Source organism: Phycisphaerae bacterium, from assembly GCA_018003015.1.
Classification (GTDB): domain Bacteria; phylum Planctomycetota; class Phycisphaerae; order UBA1845; family PWPN01; genus JAGNEZ01.
In genome coordinates this window covers 70,792-86,535 of sequence record JAGNEZ010000004.1, presented here as the reverse complement: position 1 = coordinate 86,535, position 15,744 = coordinate 70,792, and the positions used below count along the sequence as shown (strand labels likewise).

Annotated in this window: 13 protein-coding genes; 7 read left to right on the top strand and 6 right to left on the bottom strand. The window is 62.8% G+C overall.

Going from position 1 to position 15,744, the window contains the following annotated elements; genetic code table 11:
• The first annotated feature begins 3 nt into the window (after positions 1-3).
• Positions 4-3,165, top strand: a complete 3,162-nt coding sequence (locus tag KA354_02930; protein ID MBP7933581.1) for an efflux RND transporter permease subunit — start codon at positions 4-6, stop codon at positions 3,163-3,165.
• A gap of 197 nt (positions 3,166-3,362) precedes the next feature.
• Here KA354_02930 and KA354_02925 read toward each other — a convergent pair whose 3' ends face one another.
• Positions 3,363-4,976, bottom strand: a complete 1,614-nt coding sequence (locus tag KA354_02925; GenBank protein ID MBP7933580.1) for an N-acyl homoserine lactonase family protein — start codon at positions 4,974-4,976, stop codon at positions 3,363-3,365.
• A 474-nt stretch (positions 4,977-5,450) separates the two neighbouring features.
• Between KA354_02925 and KA354_02920 the strand changes: the two genes are divergently transcribed.
• The 3 genes from KA354_02920 to KA354_02910 all read left to right on the top strand — a co-directional run bounded on the left by KA354_02920 (position 5,451) and on the right by KA354_02910 (position 8,172).
• Complete coding sequence (locus KA354_02920; protein ID MBP7933579.1) at positions 5,451-5,729, top strand: hypothetical protein; 279 nt, start codon at positions 5,451-5,453, stop codon at positions 5,727-5,729.
• 284 nt (positions 5,730-6,013) lie between these two features.
• Positions 6,014-6,775, top strand: coding sequence for a class I SAM-dependent methyltransferase (locus KA354_02915; GenBank protein MBP7933578.1), 762 nt, complete (start codon positions 6,014-6,016; stop codon positions 6,773-6,775).
• A 71-nt stretch (positions 6,776-6,846) separates the two neighbouring features.
• Positions 6,847-8,172 (top strand): amino acid permease, encoded by a 1,326-nt coding sequence (locus KA354_02910; GenBank protein ID MBP7933577.1) that lies wholly within the window; start codon positions 6,847-6,849, stop codon positions 8,170-8,172.
• Between the two features lie 178 nt (positions 8,173-8,350).
• Here KA354_02910 and KA354_02905 read toward each other — a convergent pair whose 3' ends face one another.
• The gene (locus KA354_02905; protein ID MBP7933576.1) at positions 8,351-10,219 is read right to left on the bottom strand and encodes a hypothetical protein; all 1,869 of its coding nucleotides are present in this window, start codon (positions 10,217-10,219) and stop codon (positions 8,351-8,353) included.
• Positions 10,220-10,361: 142 nt separating this feature from the next.
• Between KA354_02905 and KA354_02900 the strand changes: the two genes are divergently transcribed.
• Positions 10,362-10,631, top strand: a complete 270-nt coding sequence (locus tag KA354_02900) for a hypothetical protein (protein ID MBP7933575.1) — start codon at positions 10,362-10,364, stop codon at positions 10,629-10,631.
• On the opposite strand, the gene KA354_02895 is transcribed toward KA354_02900, so the two are convergent.
• The 3 genes from KA354_02895 to KA354_02885 all read right to left on the bottom strand — a co-directional run bounded on the left by KA354_02895 (position 10,613) and on the right by KA354_02885 (position 13,011).
• Positions 10,613-10,891, bottom strand: a complete 279-nt coding sequence (locus KA354_02895; protein ID MBP7933574.1) for a hypothetical protein — start codon at positions 10,889-10,891, stop codon at positions 10,613-10,615. The two genes, KA354_02900 and KA354_02895, sit on opposite strands and share 19 nt — an antisense overlap.
• Positions 10,892-11,870: 979 nt before the next feature.
• On the bottom strand, positions 11,871-12,461 hold the full coding sequence (locus tag KA354_02890) for a sigma-70 family RNA polymerase sigma factor (GenBank protein MBP7933573.1): 591 nt from the start codon (positions 12,459-12,461) through the stop codon (positions 11,871-11,873).
• Positions 12,462-12,564: 103 nt separating this feature from the next.
• The gene (locus KA354_02885) at positions 12,565-13,011 is read right to left on the bottom strand and encodes a hypothetical protein (GenBank protein MBP7933572.1); all 447 of its coding nucleotides are present in this window, start codon (positions 13,009-13,011) and stop codon (positions 12,565-12,567) included.
• A 303-nt stretch (positions 13,012-13,314) separates the two neighbouring features.
• Between KA354_02885 and KA354_02880 the strand changes: the two genes are divergently transcribed.
• Together KA354_02880 and KA354_02875 are read left to right on the top strand one after the other, a co-directional pair.
• Positions 13,315-13,494, top strand: a complete 180-nt coding sequence (locus KA354_02880; GenBank protein ID MBP7933571.1) for a hypothetical protein — start codon at positions 13,315-13,317, stop codon at positions 13,492-13,494.
• 424 nt (positions 13,495-13,918) lie between these two features.
• On the top strand, positions 13,919-14,161 hold the full coding sequence (locus KA354_02875) for a hypothetical protein (GenBank protein ID MBP7933570.1): 243 nt from the start codon (positions 13,919-13,921) through the stop codon (positions 14,159-14,161).
• A 38-nt stretch (positions 14,162-14,199) separates the two neighbouring features.
• On the opposite strand, the gene KA354_02870 is transcribed toward KA354_02875, so the two are convergent.
• Positions 14,200-15,624: an exo-alpha-sialidase gene (locus KA354_02870; protein MBP7933569.1), complete on the bottom strand. Its 1,425-nt coding sequence runs from the start codon at positions 15,622-15,624 to the stop codon at positions 14,200-14,202.
• Between the last annotated feature and the right edge of the window lie 120 nt (positions 15,625-15,744).

Genomic DNA, 15,744 nt, shown 5'->3' with positions numbered 1-15,744 from the left:
ACGATGCTATCGAGATTCTTTCTGAAGCGCCCGGTCTTCGCCTGGGTCATCGCCATCATCATGATGGTAGCGGGTTGTCTGGCGATCTACAACCTGCCGATTTCGCAGTATCCTCCGATTGCTCCGCCGTCCATCGCCATCGGTGCCTTCTATCCGGGAGCATCGGCGGAGACCGTCGAGAACAGCGTGACGCAGATCATCGAGCAGAAGATGACCGGCTTCGACAAGATGCTGTATTTGTCCGCGACCAGCGATTCATCGGGTTCTTCCCGTGTCGAGTTGACCTTTGCCCCGGGGACTGATCCGGACCTGGCGTGGGCCCAGGTGCAGAACAAACTCCAGCTCGCCATGGCCAATCTCCCGGAGGTGGTTCAGCGGGCGGGCGTGAAGGTCAGCAAGAGCACACGGAACTGGCTGTTGATCGTGGGTCTGATTTCGGAAGATGGCAGCATGGATGGCAACGATCTCCGTGACTATGCCCAGTCGAACCTGGAGAAGGTCTTGTCTCGCGTACCGGGCGTGGGTGAAGTGGAGGTATTCGGCAGCCAATATGCGATGCGCATCTGGCTCAACCCCGACAGACTGACCGAATACCAGATGACGATACAGGATGTCGTCCTCGCGCTCCGCGCCTACAATGTGGAGGTATCCGCTGGTCAGTTCGGCGGGGCACCGGCGGTGAAAGGCCAGCGTCTGAATGCCGCCATCATCGTACAGAGTCTGCTCAAGACCCCTGACGAGTTCGCGGCCATCCCCCTGCGCACCAACGCCGACGGATCGATCGTTCGCGTCAAGGACGTCGGACGGGCGGAACTGGGGACCGAGACCTACGACATCGAGGCTTTCTACAACGGCAAGCCCTCCTCCGCCATGGCGATCCGGCAGGCCGCCGGAGCCAACGCCCTGGAAACGGCCAACAAAGTCAGGGCCAAGCTGGAGGAACTGAGCCACTTCTTCCCGCCCGGCATGAGGGTTGTCTATCCCTACGACACCACCCCGTTCGTCAAGGTGGCCATCATCGAGGTGGTCAAAACGCTGGTCGAAGCAATCGTGCTGGTGTTTCTGGTGATGTATCTGTTCATGGGCAACATGCGGGCCACGCTGATCCCGACCATCGCGGTGCCGGTGGTGATCCTCGGCACCTTCGCCGTTCTGGGTCTCTTCGGCTTTTCCATCAACATGCTGACCATGTTCGCCATGGTGCTGGCCATCGGCCTCCTCGTGGACGACGCGATTGTGGTGGTGGAGAACGTGGAACGAATCATGAGCGAGGAAGGGATTTCGCCCTTTGAAGCCACACGCAAATCCATGGACCAGATCACCTCCGCGCTGATCGGCATTGGCCTGGTGCTCTCGGCGGTATTCGGTCCGATGGCGTTCTTTGCCGGCTCCACGGGGGTGATTTACCGCCAGTTCTCCGTCACCATCATCGCCTCGATGCTGCTTTCGGTCGTAGTGGCCCTGGTACTGACGCCAGTGTTGTGCGCTTCGTTCTTGAAGCCGGTGCCCAAGGGACACGAGGCGGCGGAAGGGGGAATCTGGTTGCTGCGGCCGTTCTTCCGCTGGTTCGATCGCATGTTCTTCGGAGCCAGAAACTGGTACCTGAGGCTGGTTAGCCACTCCCTGGTCAAGAAGGTGCGTTACGTGGTGGTGTTTCTTCTCATCGTGGGTGCCATGGGATACCTGTTCCAGAAGATGCCCACCGCCTATCTGCCGGACGAAGACCAGGGAATGATGATGGTCATGGCCATGCTTCCGGCCAACTCGACGCTGGAGCAGACCAAGGAGATCATGGAACAGGTCAAGGACTACTTTCTGACCCAAGAGAAGGATGCGGTCCAGGCGATCATGACGGTTTCCGGCGTCAGCATGTCCGGCCGGGGGCAGAATGTGGGGCTCTCTTTCGTGCGGCTCAGGGACTGGGAGCTCCGCGACCGCCCGGAGCTCAAGGTCACCGCCGTCGCGGCCCGAGCCATGGGCAGGTTTTCGCAGATGCGTAACGCCATGGTGTTTGCCTTTGCGCCGCCGGCGGTTGTCGAGTTGGGCCAAGCCAAGGGGTTTGACTTTCAGCTGCTGGACCAGGGTGGGGTGGGCCACGCCGGTCTGATGGCGGCCCGCAACCAGCTGCTGGGCATGGCCTCCCAGCATTCGGCGTTGACCAAGGTCCGACCCAACGGGCTGGAGGACGTCCCCGAATACCGGATTGACGTGGATTGGGAGAAGGCCGGAGCGATGGGTGTACCCATCAGCGACATTCACGCCACGATCTCAGCGGCCTTCGGCAGCGCCTACGTCAACGATTTCATCCAGGGCGGCCGCGTGAAGCGAGTATACGCCCAGGCCGATGCTCCCTATCGGATGCTGACCAGGGATCTCGAGAGGCTTTACGTGCGCAACAGCACAGGTGGCATGGTGCCTTTCTCTTCGTTCGCCTCCGGACATTGGACCAGCGGCTCCCCGAAGCTGGAGCGGTTCAACGGCTTCCCGTCGATCAACATTCTGGGCGAGTCGGCAGCGGGGCGTAGCTCCGGGGAGGCCATGAAAGCGATGGAGGAGTTCGTTCGCCAGCTGCCCCAGGGGTTCGGCTATGACTGGACCGGTCTGTCCTACCAGGAACGGCAGGCGGGTGCCCAGACGGTTCCCCTGTATGCCTTCTCCATCCTGGTGATCTTCCTGTGTCTGGCGGCCCTGTACGAGAGTTGGCCCATCCCCGTCTCGATCCTCCTGGCCTTGCCTTTAGGGGTCATTGGTGGCGTGATCGGCTCGACCCTCCGGGAGTTACCCAACGACGTCTACTTCCAGATCGGACTGTTGACCACCCTTGGCCTGACTACCAAGAACGCCATCTTGATCGTCCAGTTTGCCAAAGCCCGGGTGGACGAAGGAATGGGCCTGATCGAGGCGACGCTGGAAGCGGCGAAACTGAGGCTGCGTCCGATCGTCATGACCTCGCTGGCCTTCGGATTCGGTGTTCTGCCCTTAACGCTTGCGAGCGGGGCGGGCGCGGGAGCCCAGAAGGCCATCGGCACGGCGGTGCTGGGTGGCGTGGTGACTTCGACGTTTCTGGTGACGCTATTCGCGCCGCTGTTCTACGTGCTGATCGAGAAGATCTTCGGCAGACGAGGCAAGCGTTGGACCGCCCAACGGGCGGAGACGGCTGTCTGAGGAAGATGGCGGGGGCCTCACGGACTCACGAGGATGTCCCATGACCGGCGCGGCGTCCGAGAGGTGGGCCTGAGCTCATCGAACGAAGACGGCATGTTGTATGGTCTGGCGCCTGCCGTCCGATCATCCGGTCGGAAGGGTGCCTCCCGCGGCGCACGCCCGCGAAGCGACCCTATTGTACTGTCCCCGGCGTTGGGCTATTTCGGGTCTGCGCAGGGGGGAAGAGGGTGGCCGATCACACCGCCCGGCCAGCGCACCAGGGTCTCCGGATCGTGGGCAGGCAAGACGATATCCGCCAGGGACCGGATTCGACGCATGGATTCCCGGCAGACTTTGGGATCGGGGCTGCGCGAAGGGCGGTCTTTCTCAATATTCTCGTACCGATAGACCACGTCGCCGGTCAGCATCGCGGGCCCCAGGCGGGTCTGAACCAGCACGCCTTGGCTGCCGGGCGTGTGGCAGCCCAGCGGCACAGTACGAATACCGGGCAGGACCTCCTCGTCGCCGACGAGCTGAAGAAGCTCAGGGCGAGCGGCAAGGACTTTGCCTACCTCGCCAGCCAGGTGATCCTTACAGTCTTCGTACTCCCTCCGGCTGATCACGAATCGGGCATTGGCAAAGGCGGGGTAGTAATCGTAGTGATCACCATGCGCGTGGGTGATGATCACGTGACTGATGGCGAGCGGGTCGACGCCAACGCGCTTGAGCGCCTGGAGCGTATCTTCCTCGGGTTTCTGCTTGACGCCACCCGGGATGTACGCGGCCGTGGCGCGGTTGAATGCCTGCACGTACCTGGGATTGGGGCCGGTTTCGACGAGCACGGGCCGGGGGCCGCCCTCGATCAGCCAGACATAGAGAGCGTAGGTCTTCGTTTCCCGGCCAGCGGCCTCCTCCAGATCCTGGTATGTGATGTAGTCACGAACTTCGCACTCGCCGACTCGGATGGCCCGAATAGTGTACCTGGGGGTACCAGCGGGGAGCGGCGGCCAGCGGTTCGGCGTGTCGGGATCGTGGCTGGGGAGAATCACGTCCGCCTTCTCACGAATTGTCCTCATGGCCGCCAGGCATTCGTCGCGGTTGTCATGGACGCCAACCGGGATGTCCTTCTCGATGTTGGCCAGGAGGGACACCGTGTCGCCGGTCAGGACAGCGTGGCCGTGGGCGGTCTGGATGCGGTACGCCGTCGAGCCGGGGGTGTGACCACCGACCCAGAAGGACTCGATACCGGGCAGGATCTCTTCATCACCGACGCGGACAAGCCGGGCTTTCCACTGAGGGTTGCTGTCAAACTGGGTCATAATCCGCCCGTCGCACCAGGGTCCCCATTCTTTCCTGCCGATGTACACCTTTGCATTGGGAAAGTCGTCCAGCCCGTCGACGTGGTCGAAGTGCATGTGGGTGACGAGGACATGGCCGATGTCCTCAGGCTTGAGACCGAACCTGCGGAGCTGGGCGCGGGCGGATTCATCTGGGCACTGTTTGATTGGTTCGCGAAGCACGTGCGCTGCTCCGCGGTTCATTTCAGCCACATTGTTGAGCCCCGCGTCGACCAGGATAGGTTTGTCCCCGCCCAGGACCAGCCAGACGTACAGCGTGTAGTCATACGTCTCCGCGTTGTTCCCACCGGCAAACGCGTGGTTGCCGGCGATCTTGCAGGTGCCGTTGCGGAGGGGATAGACACGATAGTGGGGCACTGCGGGCTTGGTCGCGGAGGTCGCGGAGTGAGCCTCAGGTGTGGCCGCAGTTGCCCGAACAGGGGCCAGGACTGCCAGCCAACAGATGAACGCTTTGGCCAGACGGTCGCTGCTCATGAAAGAGAGACTACCTCCGACCTCTCGAGAATGCACGTGTTCGCACAGCTTGCGACGACCCGTTGCCCGCTGTCCCTGCCAGCTCAACGATCCGCGGTCGGCAGGTGCGGCAGGTCGCACGGGTGGGCTCAACGGGGCAGAGCGGAAGGAGCAGGCTCGTTGGGCGGCCCGCATGGAAGCGTCCGGTTCTGGCTGGGATCCGTCGGGCGACAACAGGTGAGGCCTTGGGACAGGCCCCCGGCGGTTCGTTCGGTCGCCACGCTTGCAGCATACAGGTTGTAGGAGTAGCCTGCGGGCACGCCTGCGGCCAGGATCTGTGGATGCCTGCGCCGTTCCTCGGGGGATGTTTTCCAAACGTCAACAGTTCACATGTGTCTAATATCGCGCCGAGGCACAGTACCTACGGTTGCACACCAGTCGGGCGAGGTCGCCGTCAGTTTCGACGCCCTTGCCTGGGCAGGAAGGTGGTGGACAATGATGCTTGAACAAATCCAATGTGTCTGCCCCGAGTGTCGCACGACCTACCGCGTGCCGGCCAAGGCCAACGGCCGTCATGCTCGGTGCCGCAAGTGCGGCACGATCTTTCGCATTGTGGGGACGACGACGCCGGTTGCCACCGAGGATGACATCCTTCGCTGGCTCGGCCAAGGGGAGAACGAGGAAGATGAGGCTGCTGACCGCTGTAAGAGCGGGCATGACGGCGTTGAGCGGGAGGCCAAGGACCGCGTTTCAGGACGATACCATGCGGCCTAATCCTGGGTGACGGGTGGCCGGGTACCGTGAGTCCTCACCCCGGCTATGCGGTGACTGTTGTGCTGCCGGCGACAGGCGTTGAGGGAAGCCGGGTGGCATAGTCTGTCTGAGGACCGCTCTCGCCGGCGTCCTAAGACAGGATCTGGCCGGAAGCTGCGGTCGAAGTCCATCGGGTGCGACTGGCTTTGGCAATAGTCCTTTCCACAGACCGTTCTGCCGGTTGAGTCTGCGCCGGTGCGGCAGCTCGGAAGACTGGTCAACCGACAAACGAAAGGAACAGAGACATGAAGAGGACGGCAGTGGCTCTCGTACTGACTCTCGGTCTGCTGTCATGGGTGGTCAGCGCGCAGGACCAGGGCGGTCCGCCTGATCGAGGCGAGCGTCCACGGCAACGTGAAGGTCGGCGACCGGGCGGCGTGGAAGGCCCGCCGGGCAACAGAGCGTGGGCGGGGCAACCTGACTTCAGCTCGTCGCCTCTGCCCAAGGATGACGCTGAGAAGAAGATCCTCGCCGTGCTCGACGACATGAACAGGAACGAACGAGGAGGGATGATGAGCGTCCCGCTCAATGATGGTCGTTACTTGCGGCTGCTGACCGAGAGCATCGCGCCGAAGCAGGTGGTGGAGATCGGCACGTCCCACGGCTACTCGGCGATCTGGCTGTGTCTGGCGTTACGTTCCACGGGTGGCAAGCTGACCACGTACGAGGTCGACGCCGGGCGTGCGGCCCTGGCCCGCAAGAACTTCGCACGCGCCGGGGTCGAATCCATCGTGACTCTGGTTGAGGGTGATGCCCACAAGGAGGTGACCAAGCTGAAGGAACCCATCGACCTCCTGTTCCTCGACGCCGACAAAGAAGGCTATCTGGACTACCTTGAGAAGCTTCTTCCCCTGGTTCGCCCAGGCGGCCTCATCCTGGCCCACAACATGAGTGCCCGTCAGGCCGATCCCGCGTACGTCAAGGCGATCACGACGAATCCCAAGCTCGAGACGCTGTTCGTCAACCTGGGCGGTTCAGGCATCGGAATGACGCTGAAGAAGCGGTGAACGAGCGATCCGGTTGCGGGCGGGTCGTTTCCGCTGCACCGCAGTCGCCATCCAAGCCAAGCGAACAGGTCATGGATGCTGTACCTCGAAGAGAACTGACCCTTCTGGACTCGGTTTGTCTCATCGTGGGCATCATCGTGGGGGCGGGCATCTACCAGATGGCCCCGGACATTGCCCGAGGGGCGTCAGGCGGGGGCGGGTTGCTAGCCCTGTGGCTGGTCGGCGGATTGCTCTCGCTATGCGGGGCGATGAGCTATGCGGAGCTTGCGACGGCGTATCCGCAGGAGGGTGGCGACTATGCCTATCTGACCAGGGCGTACGGCCGCTGGGCCGGTTTCCTGTTTGGCTGGATCCAGCTGGCCATTGTGAGGCCGGGCGACATCGCGGTGATGGCCTTTGCGTTCGCAACGTATGCCTGCGCCATTTACGATCCGATGAAGGACGAGCCGCTTGCCTGCAGCCAACAGCTCTACGCCTGTCTTGCGGTGGTCGTTCTGACGGTGGTCAATGTCGCTGGTGTGCGGCAGGGCAAGTGGACGCAGAATGTCCTGACCGGCGTGAAAGTCCTGGGTCTGGCGGCCATCGTGGGCGTGGCCGTCTGTGCCCCGCAGGGAGTGGTGGCCGCTCGAGCTGTCGAACCGCTGCCCGCAAGTCTGGCCCTCATCCTGGTCCTGTTCACCTTTGGCGGGTGGAACGAGATGGCCTACGTTGCCGCGGAGGTCATCAATCCGAGTCGCAACATCGTTCGGGCACTGATGCTGGGCACCGCGTCGGTCACAGTACTCTACCTGCTGGTCAATGGTGCGTTTCTGTACACGCTGGGGTACCAAGGATTAGCGACCTCCCAGGCGGTAGCCACCGAGACGGTTTCGACGGTGTTTCCGGCAAAGGCACCGGCCGTCATCAGCGCCCTTGTCTGCATATCGGCGCTGGGTGCGGTCAACGGACTAATCTTCACCGGTGCGCGTATCTCGTTTGCCGTTGGGGCTGACCACCGGGTTTTCCGTCCGCTCGGTCGCTGGGACGCCAACACGGGTACACCCGTTCGAGCTCTGCTGTTGCAGGCGGTGATCGCGATCATCCTGATCGTGGCGTTGGGTTCCTTTCTGAACGCGATCCTCTACACGGCCGCTCCCGTGTACCTCTTCTATCTGGCGACGAGCCTGGCAGTGATCATCCTCCGCCGCAAGGAGCCGTGCGTGGAGCGCCCCTATCGGGTGTGGGGTTATCCGTTTACCACTTTTATCTTCTGTCTGACCTGCGCGTTCCTGGCGTACAGCGCCGTCAGGTACAAGCCGTGGATTGCACTGGCCGCGCTGGGGATACTGCTCGCCGGGATACCTCTCTACGGACTCAGCAACCGTCGGCTCCGTGCATCGGGCGAGGCGACCGGGTGAGTCTTTGTGGGTCTTTGCCGGCGCGGACGCATGATTCTGTGCGCACCGGCGCCCCGTCTGGGAGAGTCACGCCCACGAGAAGGAGCTCGTGCTTCTGAGGGTCACGGGCTCCTGGTTTTGTCGTCGGGCGGCTCGGCCCGAGACCGCCGGCGGTTGAGGCCGCACCCCGTTATGCCGGCTACCGCTCACTCAAGGCGGCTGACTCCGCCGTCGTTGGTTTCGGCTCGCGGTAGTTGATCACCTTCCTGATGTGCCATGCGTTCTTCTCGAACGTCGTCGCCGACGACTGCGACACGAAGAAGTTGAGCTTCATCGCCACCGGGCCGAGTTTGCTGACCATGCCGAAGATGCCGCGGATGGGTTTGGTATCCGGCCGGTCCGGGATCATCGCCGAGACCATTCCCATGACCCCGAGCACCTGAGCGACATCCCTACCCATGTTGGTCATATCGGCGAAATCCGCGGACGTCACCGCGCCCTTGGGAACCAGGCCCTCGCGTGTGACTCGTTCGTTCTTGATCACGCTCGGATGTTCGCCGCGAGCCGTGGCCAGGCAGGTCTGAATAGCCTCAGACGAACTACCGATGACCAGGTGTTCTTCCGCCGTGCCGTACACGGGGTGCAGGAACATCGCGACCATGGGATGCGTGACCATGCGGAAGCCCTGAGCTCCCACGACCTCCGCCGGTTGGCTGGTCAGCGGCTGGTTGGCCCTGGTGAGCAGCTGGTTGAGCTTGTCGAGGCCAGCCTTAATCTTCTCGCTCGCCTGTTTCTCGTTCCGGACCTTGATGAACAGAACCGAGTCCTCGGAACTGAACGGCGAGGGTGCTGCTGCCGGCAGGGTCACTGAGACCATCTGGTGTCCCAGCCAGGAGAAGACGTCCCGCTCGGGCCGGAAACCGATCTCGTTTTGGGCCTGCTCCCACTTCGCGAGCACGCTGTCGCCCTCGGGCACTTCCTTTCCGATGAAATCGATCACCACGCCGTAGAGGGCGGCTAGGTCGATGCCAGATGTCACGCTGTAGGCGGTCGCTTCCTTAGGTATAAAACGGTCGAACCGCTCGATCGGCTCCGGTTTGCAGAATACCTTGTACAGACGGCTCTTTGGAGCGTCCGGGGCCAGCATGACGATGGTCTCATCGTGCTGCTGGTAGCCTTCGGTGTGTTCGGTGCTGGCCAAGTAGTCAAGCACGCCGACCTCGTCCAATACCTTGTTCACCACACCGAGGACTTCCTTGGCCTTCTCGTCCTGCGGAGCCTGCTCGCCGCCGAACTTCATGATGCCGCGTACGCCCTCGATCATCGTCTTGACGTCGAAGAAGACCACCGTGTCCTCTGCAGGCGGCAGTTTTGCCATTGCCTGGGTGTAGCGTTCCGTCTGCGTCAGACCTTTCTTGTCGGCCTGGCCGGCCAGCAGGCCGAGCGATTCGTCGAGCAGTGTTCGGTCGATGGCCACCGCCACCACCGGCCCGCGCACCGCGACCCGCAGACTGGCGAACGGCACATCCCTGGCTTTCAGCGACTTGACGGTCGCCCCGTGGACCTGCTGCTCATCGCAGGTGAAGCGGCCGTCCGCTGTGCCGGCGACTGACTCGATCTCCTTCAAAACGGCGGCAAACGCCTCGCCGTTCTTGGCAGCCTTGGCATCGCTCTCGTAACGCAGTAGAAGCAGGTACTCCGGCATGGGTATGCCCATCCGGCTGGTGTACACGAGTTCATCGATCCGCGCATCCCAGTCCACGCCGTTGATCAACTCGCCCGCGCGCCTCCAAAAACTGTCGAACTTCTCGCGATCCGCCGGAGGTGCCGTGGAGCTGATCAGCGTGTGGACGTCTTCGATGATCCCGGTCTTCTTGAACGACGTCCATACGTCCTTCCAGTACTTGTCAAGATACTCTTTCTCCGGGTTGTATGCCCCGTGGATGTAGATGTACACGTCCGACGGAACGCCCCCTCCGAGCGTGAACGACGGCTTGTTCTCGGCCATCACCACGGGCGTCAGGGCGGCAAGGGTCAAGGTGACGAGAAACCGGCGATACGGTGACATCAGAGTCTCCTTTCTGCGTGCTCCAACCGCTGTCGTGGTTTCGACGACTACGTAGAGATGGACGGCCAAGGGGCACAAAGGTTTCAGTCTGGGGATGCGAGGCCGGTGCGTTTTGCGCCGCTCCGAAGGGCGTGGATTGGACATGGGCGATCGCTGCGAAGAAGCTCCGCATCCTCTTGTCGTGCATTGCTTTAACCTCGAGCGCTACGGACGGACCGCCCGTTCGGGCGGATCAGCGGCCCAGGTCGGGGTCGATGCCGCCGTTTTCGCGGGTGGACCTGGGTGGATCACGGTTTTGCGCCTGGTCTACAGCTTCGCGGTGCGTGCGATCAGCTGCACGACCGTTCTGTCCCCCGTAATCGCCTCTCCGCAGCGATGGCGGGCCGTCGGCGTCTACTTGATGGCCTTCTGAAGCTCAGCCATGCGGCGGTTTGCCTCTGCCCTGGCGGCGGCGATCAGCTCCACCAGTTGGTCGAGCGACAGGGTCTGCAGGCCGGCAATGGCAGCGGTGCCCCTGGGCCGCCGCTTGCGGGCAGTGGATTTGCGGCTTGTCTTGAGAGGCTTGGCGGACACTTGGCCGTGGGTGGTCTTCATGTGCCGACCGAGGTGCATGGCCATCTTGAACGACTGACCGCACTTGGCGCACTTGAAGCCGCTTTTCTTGCGGGGCATGGCTTTCTCCTTGCCGAAAGGCACAGGGGGTTCATCGTAGCTCCTGCCAGACGCTTGCACAAGGCTTGTGATCCGCAGGCCGTATGTAGTGCGACCTGGCTCGGCTTTCCCGAGGATTGCGGGAGGCCGGCTCGAGGGTCTCGCGAGACCGAACGGCGAGGTGCGATCTGCCTCTGGCGGTCGGAGGTTGGCCCTCCTGGCGGATCGCCGAGGATGCGGACGTGCCGTGCCACCCCGTGGCATGAAGAAGCTGTGGGCCTGCGTAGCCCGCCCATGATCACGACGTGTGATCGCCTCCAGTCGGAGATGGCTGGTTCTAGTCGAGCCGGGAGGGCGCGGCGCGAGTCAAGCCGGCTGCGGAGGACACTCACGGCGGTGACTGGACGGTTATCGCGTTCGGGGGACCGGACCAACCGTCGCTTTCGGCAGGGTCGCGCTGCCACGCCAAACTGGCCGCATAGCCAATCATCATGGTCATCAGGCATCGCCGTATGATGCCAGAGACCATCAGCCACATTGATGGTCCCGCTGATCCGGTCGTTGCCGCCGGTGCCGATAATGATACCTTCGATCCCCTGGATGCTGACGCCGTTGACGGTCTTTGCAATCGTCCGGAACCAGAAGCCGGGTCTGATGCTCCCACTCGAGCTGGGAGCCCGTTTGTACACAATGTATCTGTTGCCTGTCAGATTGGTCATTCGAACGACCGCCTCGACGGTCATAAACCTGGCTGAACGGGCCGTGGGCCGGTTCTGCAGAAACGCGGCGCCATCGCCCTGGGGCGAGGGGCCGGTTGCCGAGAGCCGTCGGCTCAATTGATGTGTTCCCGCAGCCAGCCGGTTCAGCCGGTTCATTTGACCTGGCCCAGGACGGGAACATCGATCAGGTCAGTTTCCGCACCTTCCGGCTACGCCCCAAAGGAACAGGGGCGGCGGCCACTCCCGGCTGCACCCGAAAGTCCTGGACGGAGGGCTGTCGCTCACCAATCGGTTTCCATCTGACGGTACACCTCGCGCATGCGGACGAGCACGCGTCGCTTGGCCTTCATGACTGCGTTGACCGTCATGCCCAGTTGGGCTGCAGCGACCCCCGAAGACACCTCTCCCGACACCATCAGCTCGAAGGCTCGGATGGTCTCGGGGCTCATCTCTGACTTGACCTGGTCCAGGCATGCCCGCAAGACGGCCTGACGCCACTGGAGTTCCCACACTTCGCTAATGCTCTGGTCGTCAGGCACGTTGAACAGCAGATCAGACTTGCCTCCCTCGGGGCTCACGACGTGCTGGGCGGCGCGGCTGCGGAGCATGTGCAGGACCTTGTTCCGGGCGATGCCAAACAGCCAATGTCGCAGGCGGCCTCGGTCACGTTCATACCGCCCTTGCCGGTAGGCTTCGACAAAAGCGACCAAGGCCTCCTGTGCGGCATCCGCAGCATCCTCCCGGCCGAGGCCGAGTTTCAGGCCGAAGGCGTTCAGTAATCTCCAGTAGCGTTGCACGAAATCCGACCACGCCCGGTCGTTGCGGGCATCCTTCAGCTGGCTCAGCAAGACGGTGCTTGTCGTCGTGGCCACGTGAGGGCTCCGTCCCTGTCGACGTCTCTCCACGCCCCGGTCATCGGCCAGGAAATGGCGACGGACATTGTACCCGTCTCACGTGGCCTGGCACAACGTCATCTCAGAAGTCCGGCAGAGCCCCGAACAGACCGTCGGCCACCGCTTGCCCCAGGTGGCTGCAGAGTGCGTCCACCGCCGGCATGCCCGGCTGCCCATCCCGCATGCAGCGGTGCTGCAGCTCGCACCGGGCTCGGGTCATCAAGCGACGGCACTCGGGCGGGCCCAGGTGTGCGTATCCGCGGCTCATCGCCACCTTAAGCAGTTCGTGAACCCGGTGCAGAGCGTATTGTCGGAGGACGTAGTCGGCGTGCGGTGAGTTGATCAACTCATCGAGCAGGGCCACGCTCCAATCGCATACCATGCCGCAGAGCAAATCCACGGCCCGCAGGCGGATCGCGGACGGGGCACCGTCGAGGACATAGTGATGCCCGATGGCCGCGGCGGAGGCCCGTGACGGCTTCATGGCCAAGGTGCTCAAGACGACTTCTGCAGAGGCGGGAGCTACCATGTGCGGATCTCCTTCTATCAAGGCTCGGCGACGATCTCCGTTTGTCTGGCCGCCGAGGTGAGTCAGTTTCTCCTTCTCCCTATATGGCTGTCGGTTCCCGACCAGGATTCCCGCTTTCCTGTTCGATTCTGAAACACGGGAGGGCGCCGCGATAAGGCGTGCTGCCCTTGCCCTCCTTGCCCCTTGGGGCCTCGGGGCGAGTGTCTCAGAACTACTGTCGGCGTAAGCTGTTCCTATGGGGTCTTTCCCTGAAGAAGGGGGAAAAGGCCACCGACAGCGTCCAGTTTTCGACGGACGGGTGTGATGTGCGATCGGGCCAAGCACGACTGGGGCGTGGAGCCTCTTGAAACGGGCTGTTGGCAAACCGGCAAGGCTACCGACCGGATGATCAGGGCCTTCACTGGTTCGTTCTTCGCCAAGGACAAGACCGCCAGACGGGAGTACTTTCCCGCCTTTGCGGAGGACACAGTGATCACCCTGTAGTACGGCCCCACCTGTCTGTTGAACCTGATCCGGGGTGTCGGGAATCTGTACCGGAAGGACGCCCCTGACCTGGAGGTCAGCAAGGCCACTTCAGGCCAAGTGGACGCCGGTCCGGCTGGTTCTGCGAAAAGCTCCGGCGGGCAGAGGGAACTCAAGCGTGATTCCGGGTAAGATGGAATCGTCCTCCGATCGTGGGGCAGGGACTGCCCGCGGACGCCCGGCGGTCTCTTCCGAGGAGGCCCGGCGGTGAGTGGCGTGGCTCACCGTCAGGCGCGGACGGATGATCCTTCCGGAGGGTGGAATTGCCGGATCTGGATGCGGCTTCTGGCCGATCGGCCGCCGGGTAGCGGTCCTGATTCACGGCGCGAGGCAATGGGTACGTCATGGTCGACGCACCGCAAGGGCTCAGCGAGAGGAGTATCCAATGCGTGTAGTTAGGAAACGACGGCTTGCTCGGTTGTTGCTGGTTCTGGTGACGGTCAGCCTGATGGGCGCCGGCTGCAAGGGCGAGAAGTTCCTTGCCTGGGGCACATCCACGTTTGTGGGCACGTTTCTGGCCAACCTGCTGACCGGTGGTCTCGGGGGTTTCAGCACCACCAGCACCATTGAGCGGTTCTGCTACGAGAACGGCCAGCCGGTGGACTGCGCTAATATCCCGACGCAGTGATCGACGGATACCGGCGCGGCAGCATCCGAGCCGTACCCCTATCCTCCCGGCACAACCAGATCGGCCAGGAACTCGGCGGTGATCTTCTTGCCGAGCAGGAAGCACTTGCGATCGGGATGCCAAAGCACGTCATTGCCACCGTATGTCGTGAAGCTGCTGTAGACGCCGATGTTCGTGTTGACCCGACGGCCGGGACTGGCCTTCGCTCCATCCGGTCCAACGCCGTCATTGTCCATGAGCTGCTTGGACTCGCTGAACCAGAGGGGCTGGTCGGCGGCCGGGCGGAACGCACCCAGAGCGATGAAGGCTGGCCGGCGCGGCTCGGAGGTTCGGTCGGGCTTTGTCGTGATGTCGCCCCGGTTGTTGTGATGCAGGAGCACGTACCGGCCGTCAGCCAAGCGGTAGATCGGGCAGCAGCCGACCGGCTGCAGGATCGGCCGGCCGTGATCCTTACGAAGCAGCGGGCGGGGGTTACCCCAATTCCTGCCGTCGTCCGCCGAGAGGCTATACCAGATGTAGCCGGTGTTTGTGCGCATCACGCAGAACAGCCGCTGGTCGGGCAGGCGGACCGTACTGGGCTCTTGCGCGATACTCATCTGGGGATAGAGGTAGTGCGGCACGCGCAACGCATGGTCACCCCATCCCGAGTAGCTCACCTTGAGATCCCTCACCTCCGGGTCGTTGTCCACATTCTCGAAGCGCATGAACTCGCACACAGACTCGATCTGCGTCCAGTTCTCGGGTTCCTTGAGCCATGCCCGTTCGCGGTTGATCCAGTGCGAGTAGCCCACGAAGTACTTGCCGTCCAGATCGCGGCTCGGGATCTGCCAGACGATCCACTCAGCGGGCGTCTTTCCTTCCGGATCATCATAGGGACTGTGGGGCATGGGGATGGTCTGGGGCCGGGACCACGTCTGGCCGTCATCGTCGCTATAGGTGCCGTCCATCGTGCCGGTGTGCATGGGAATCCAGCCGCTGAGGCCCTGATGCTGGTTGTAGATCACGTAGATCCGGCCGGATCGGGAGACCATGGGAAAACCCCAACTGGCCATATGGGATGGGCTTTCGGCTGAGCGTGGGCCGGCGACGTGCACGGGTGGCGACCAGGTTGCGCCGCCGTCCTTCGAGCGTGCGAAGACGATCCGATTGGCGGGACCTGGCTTCTTGAGGGACTGAGTCCAGACCGCCATCAGCCAGCCGCGGGGGCCTTCGAAGACCAGCAGGTGCTCGTTGTGCGAGTCCTGGGCCGAGCCGTCCCAGTGGCGCGGGATGTAGATGATGTAGTCCGGTCTGCTGCGCCGGGCCTCGCGTTGTAGGATTGTCTGAACTTCGGCGGGCGAAGGCTGGTCGTCTGCCCGTGCATGTGGCCCTACACCGGCCAAAGTAACGGCCAGTGAGATGAAAAATGCCGACCATTGGCGTTTCCGGCCGTGTCCGGAGCCAAGGAAGCGTGAGCGTTGCATGATGTCCTCCTGCGATCACTCGGGCCGTTGCCTACGAGGCTCTGGCTCACGATTACCCGTATCGGGTCCGCACATCCCATTCAACCAGCCGGACCCGCCGCCGGGTTGAAGAGCTCCCAC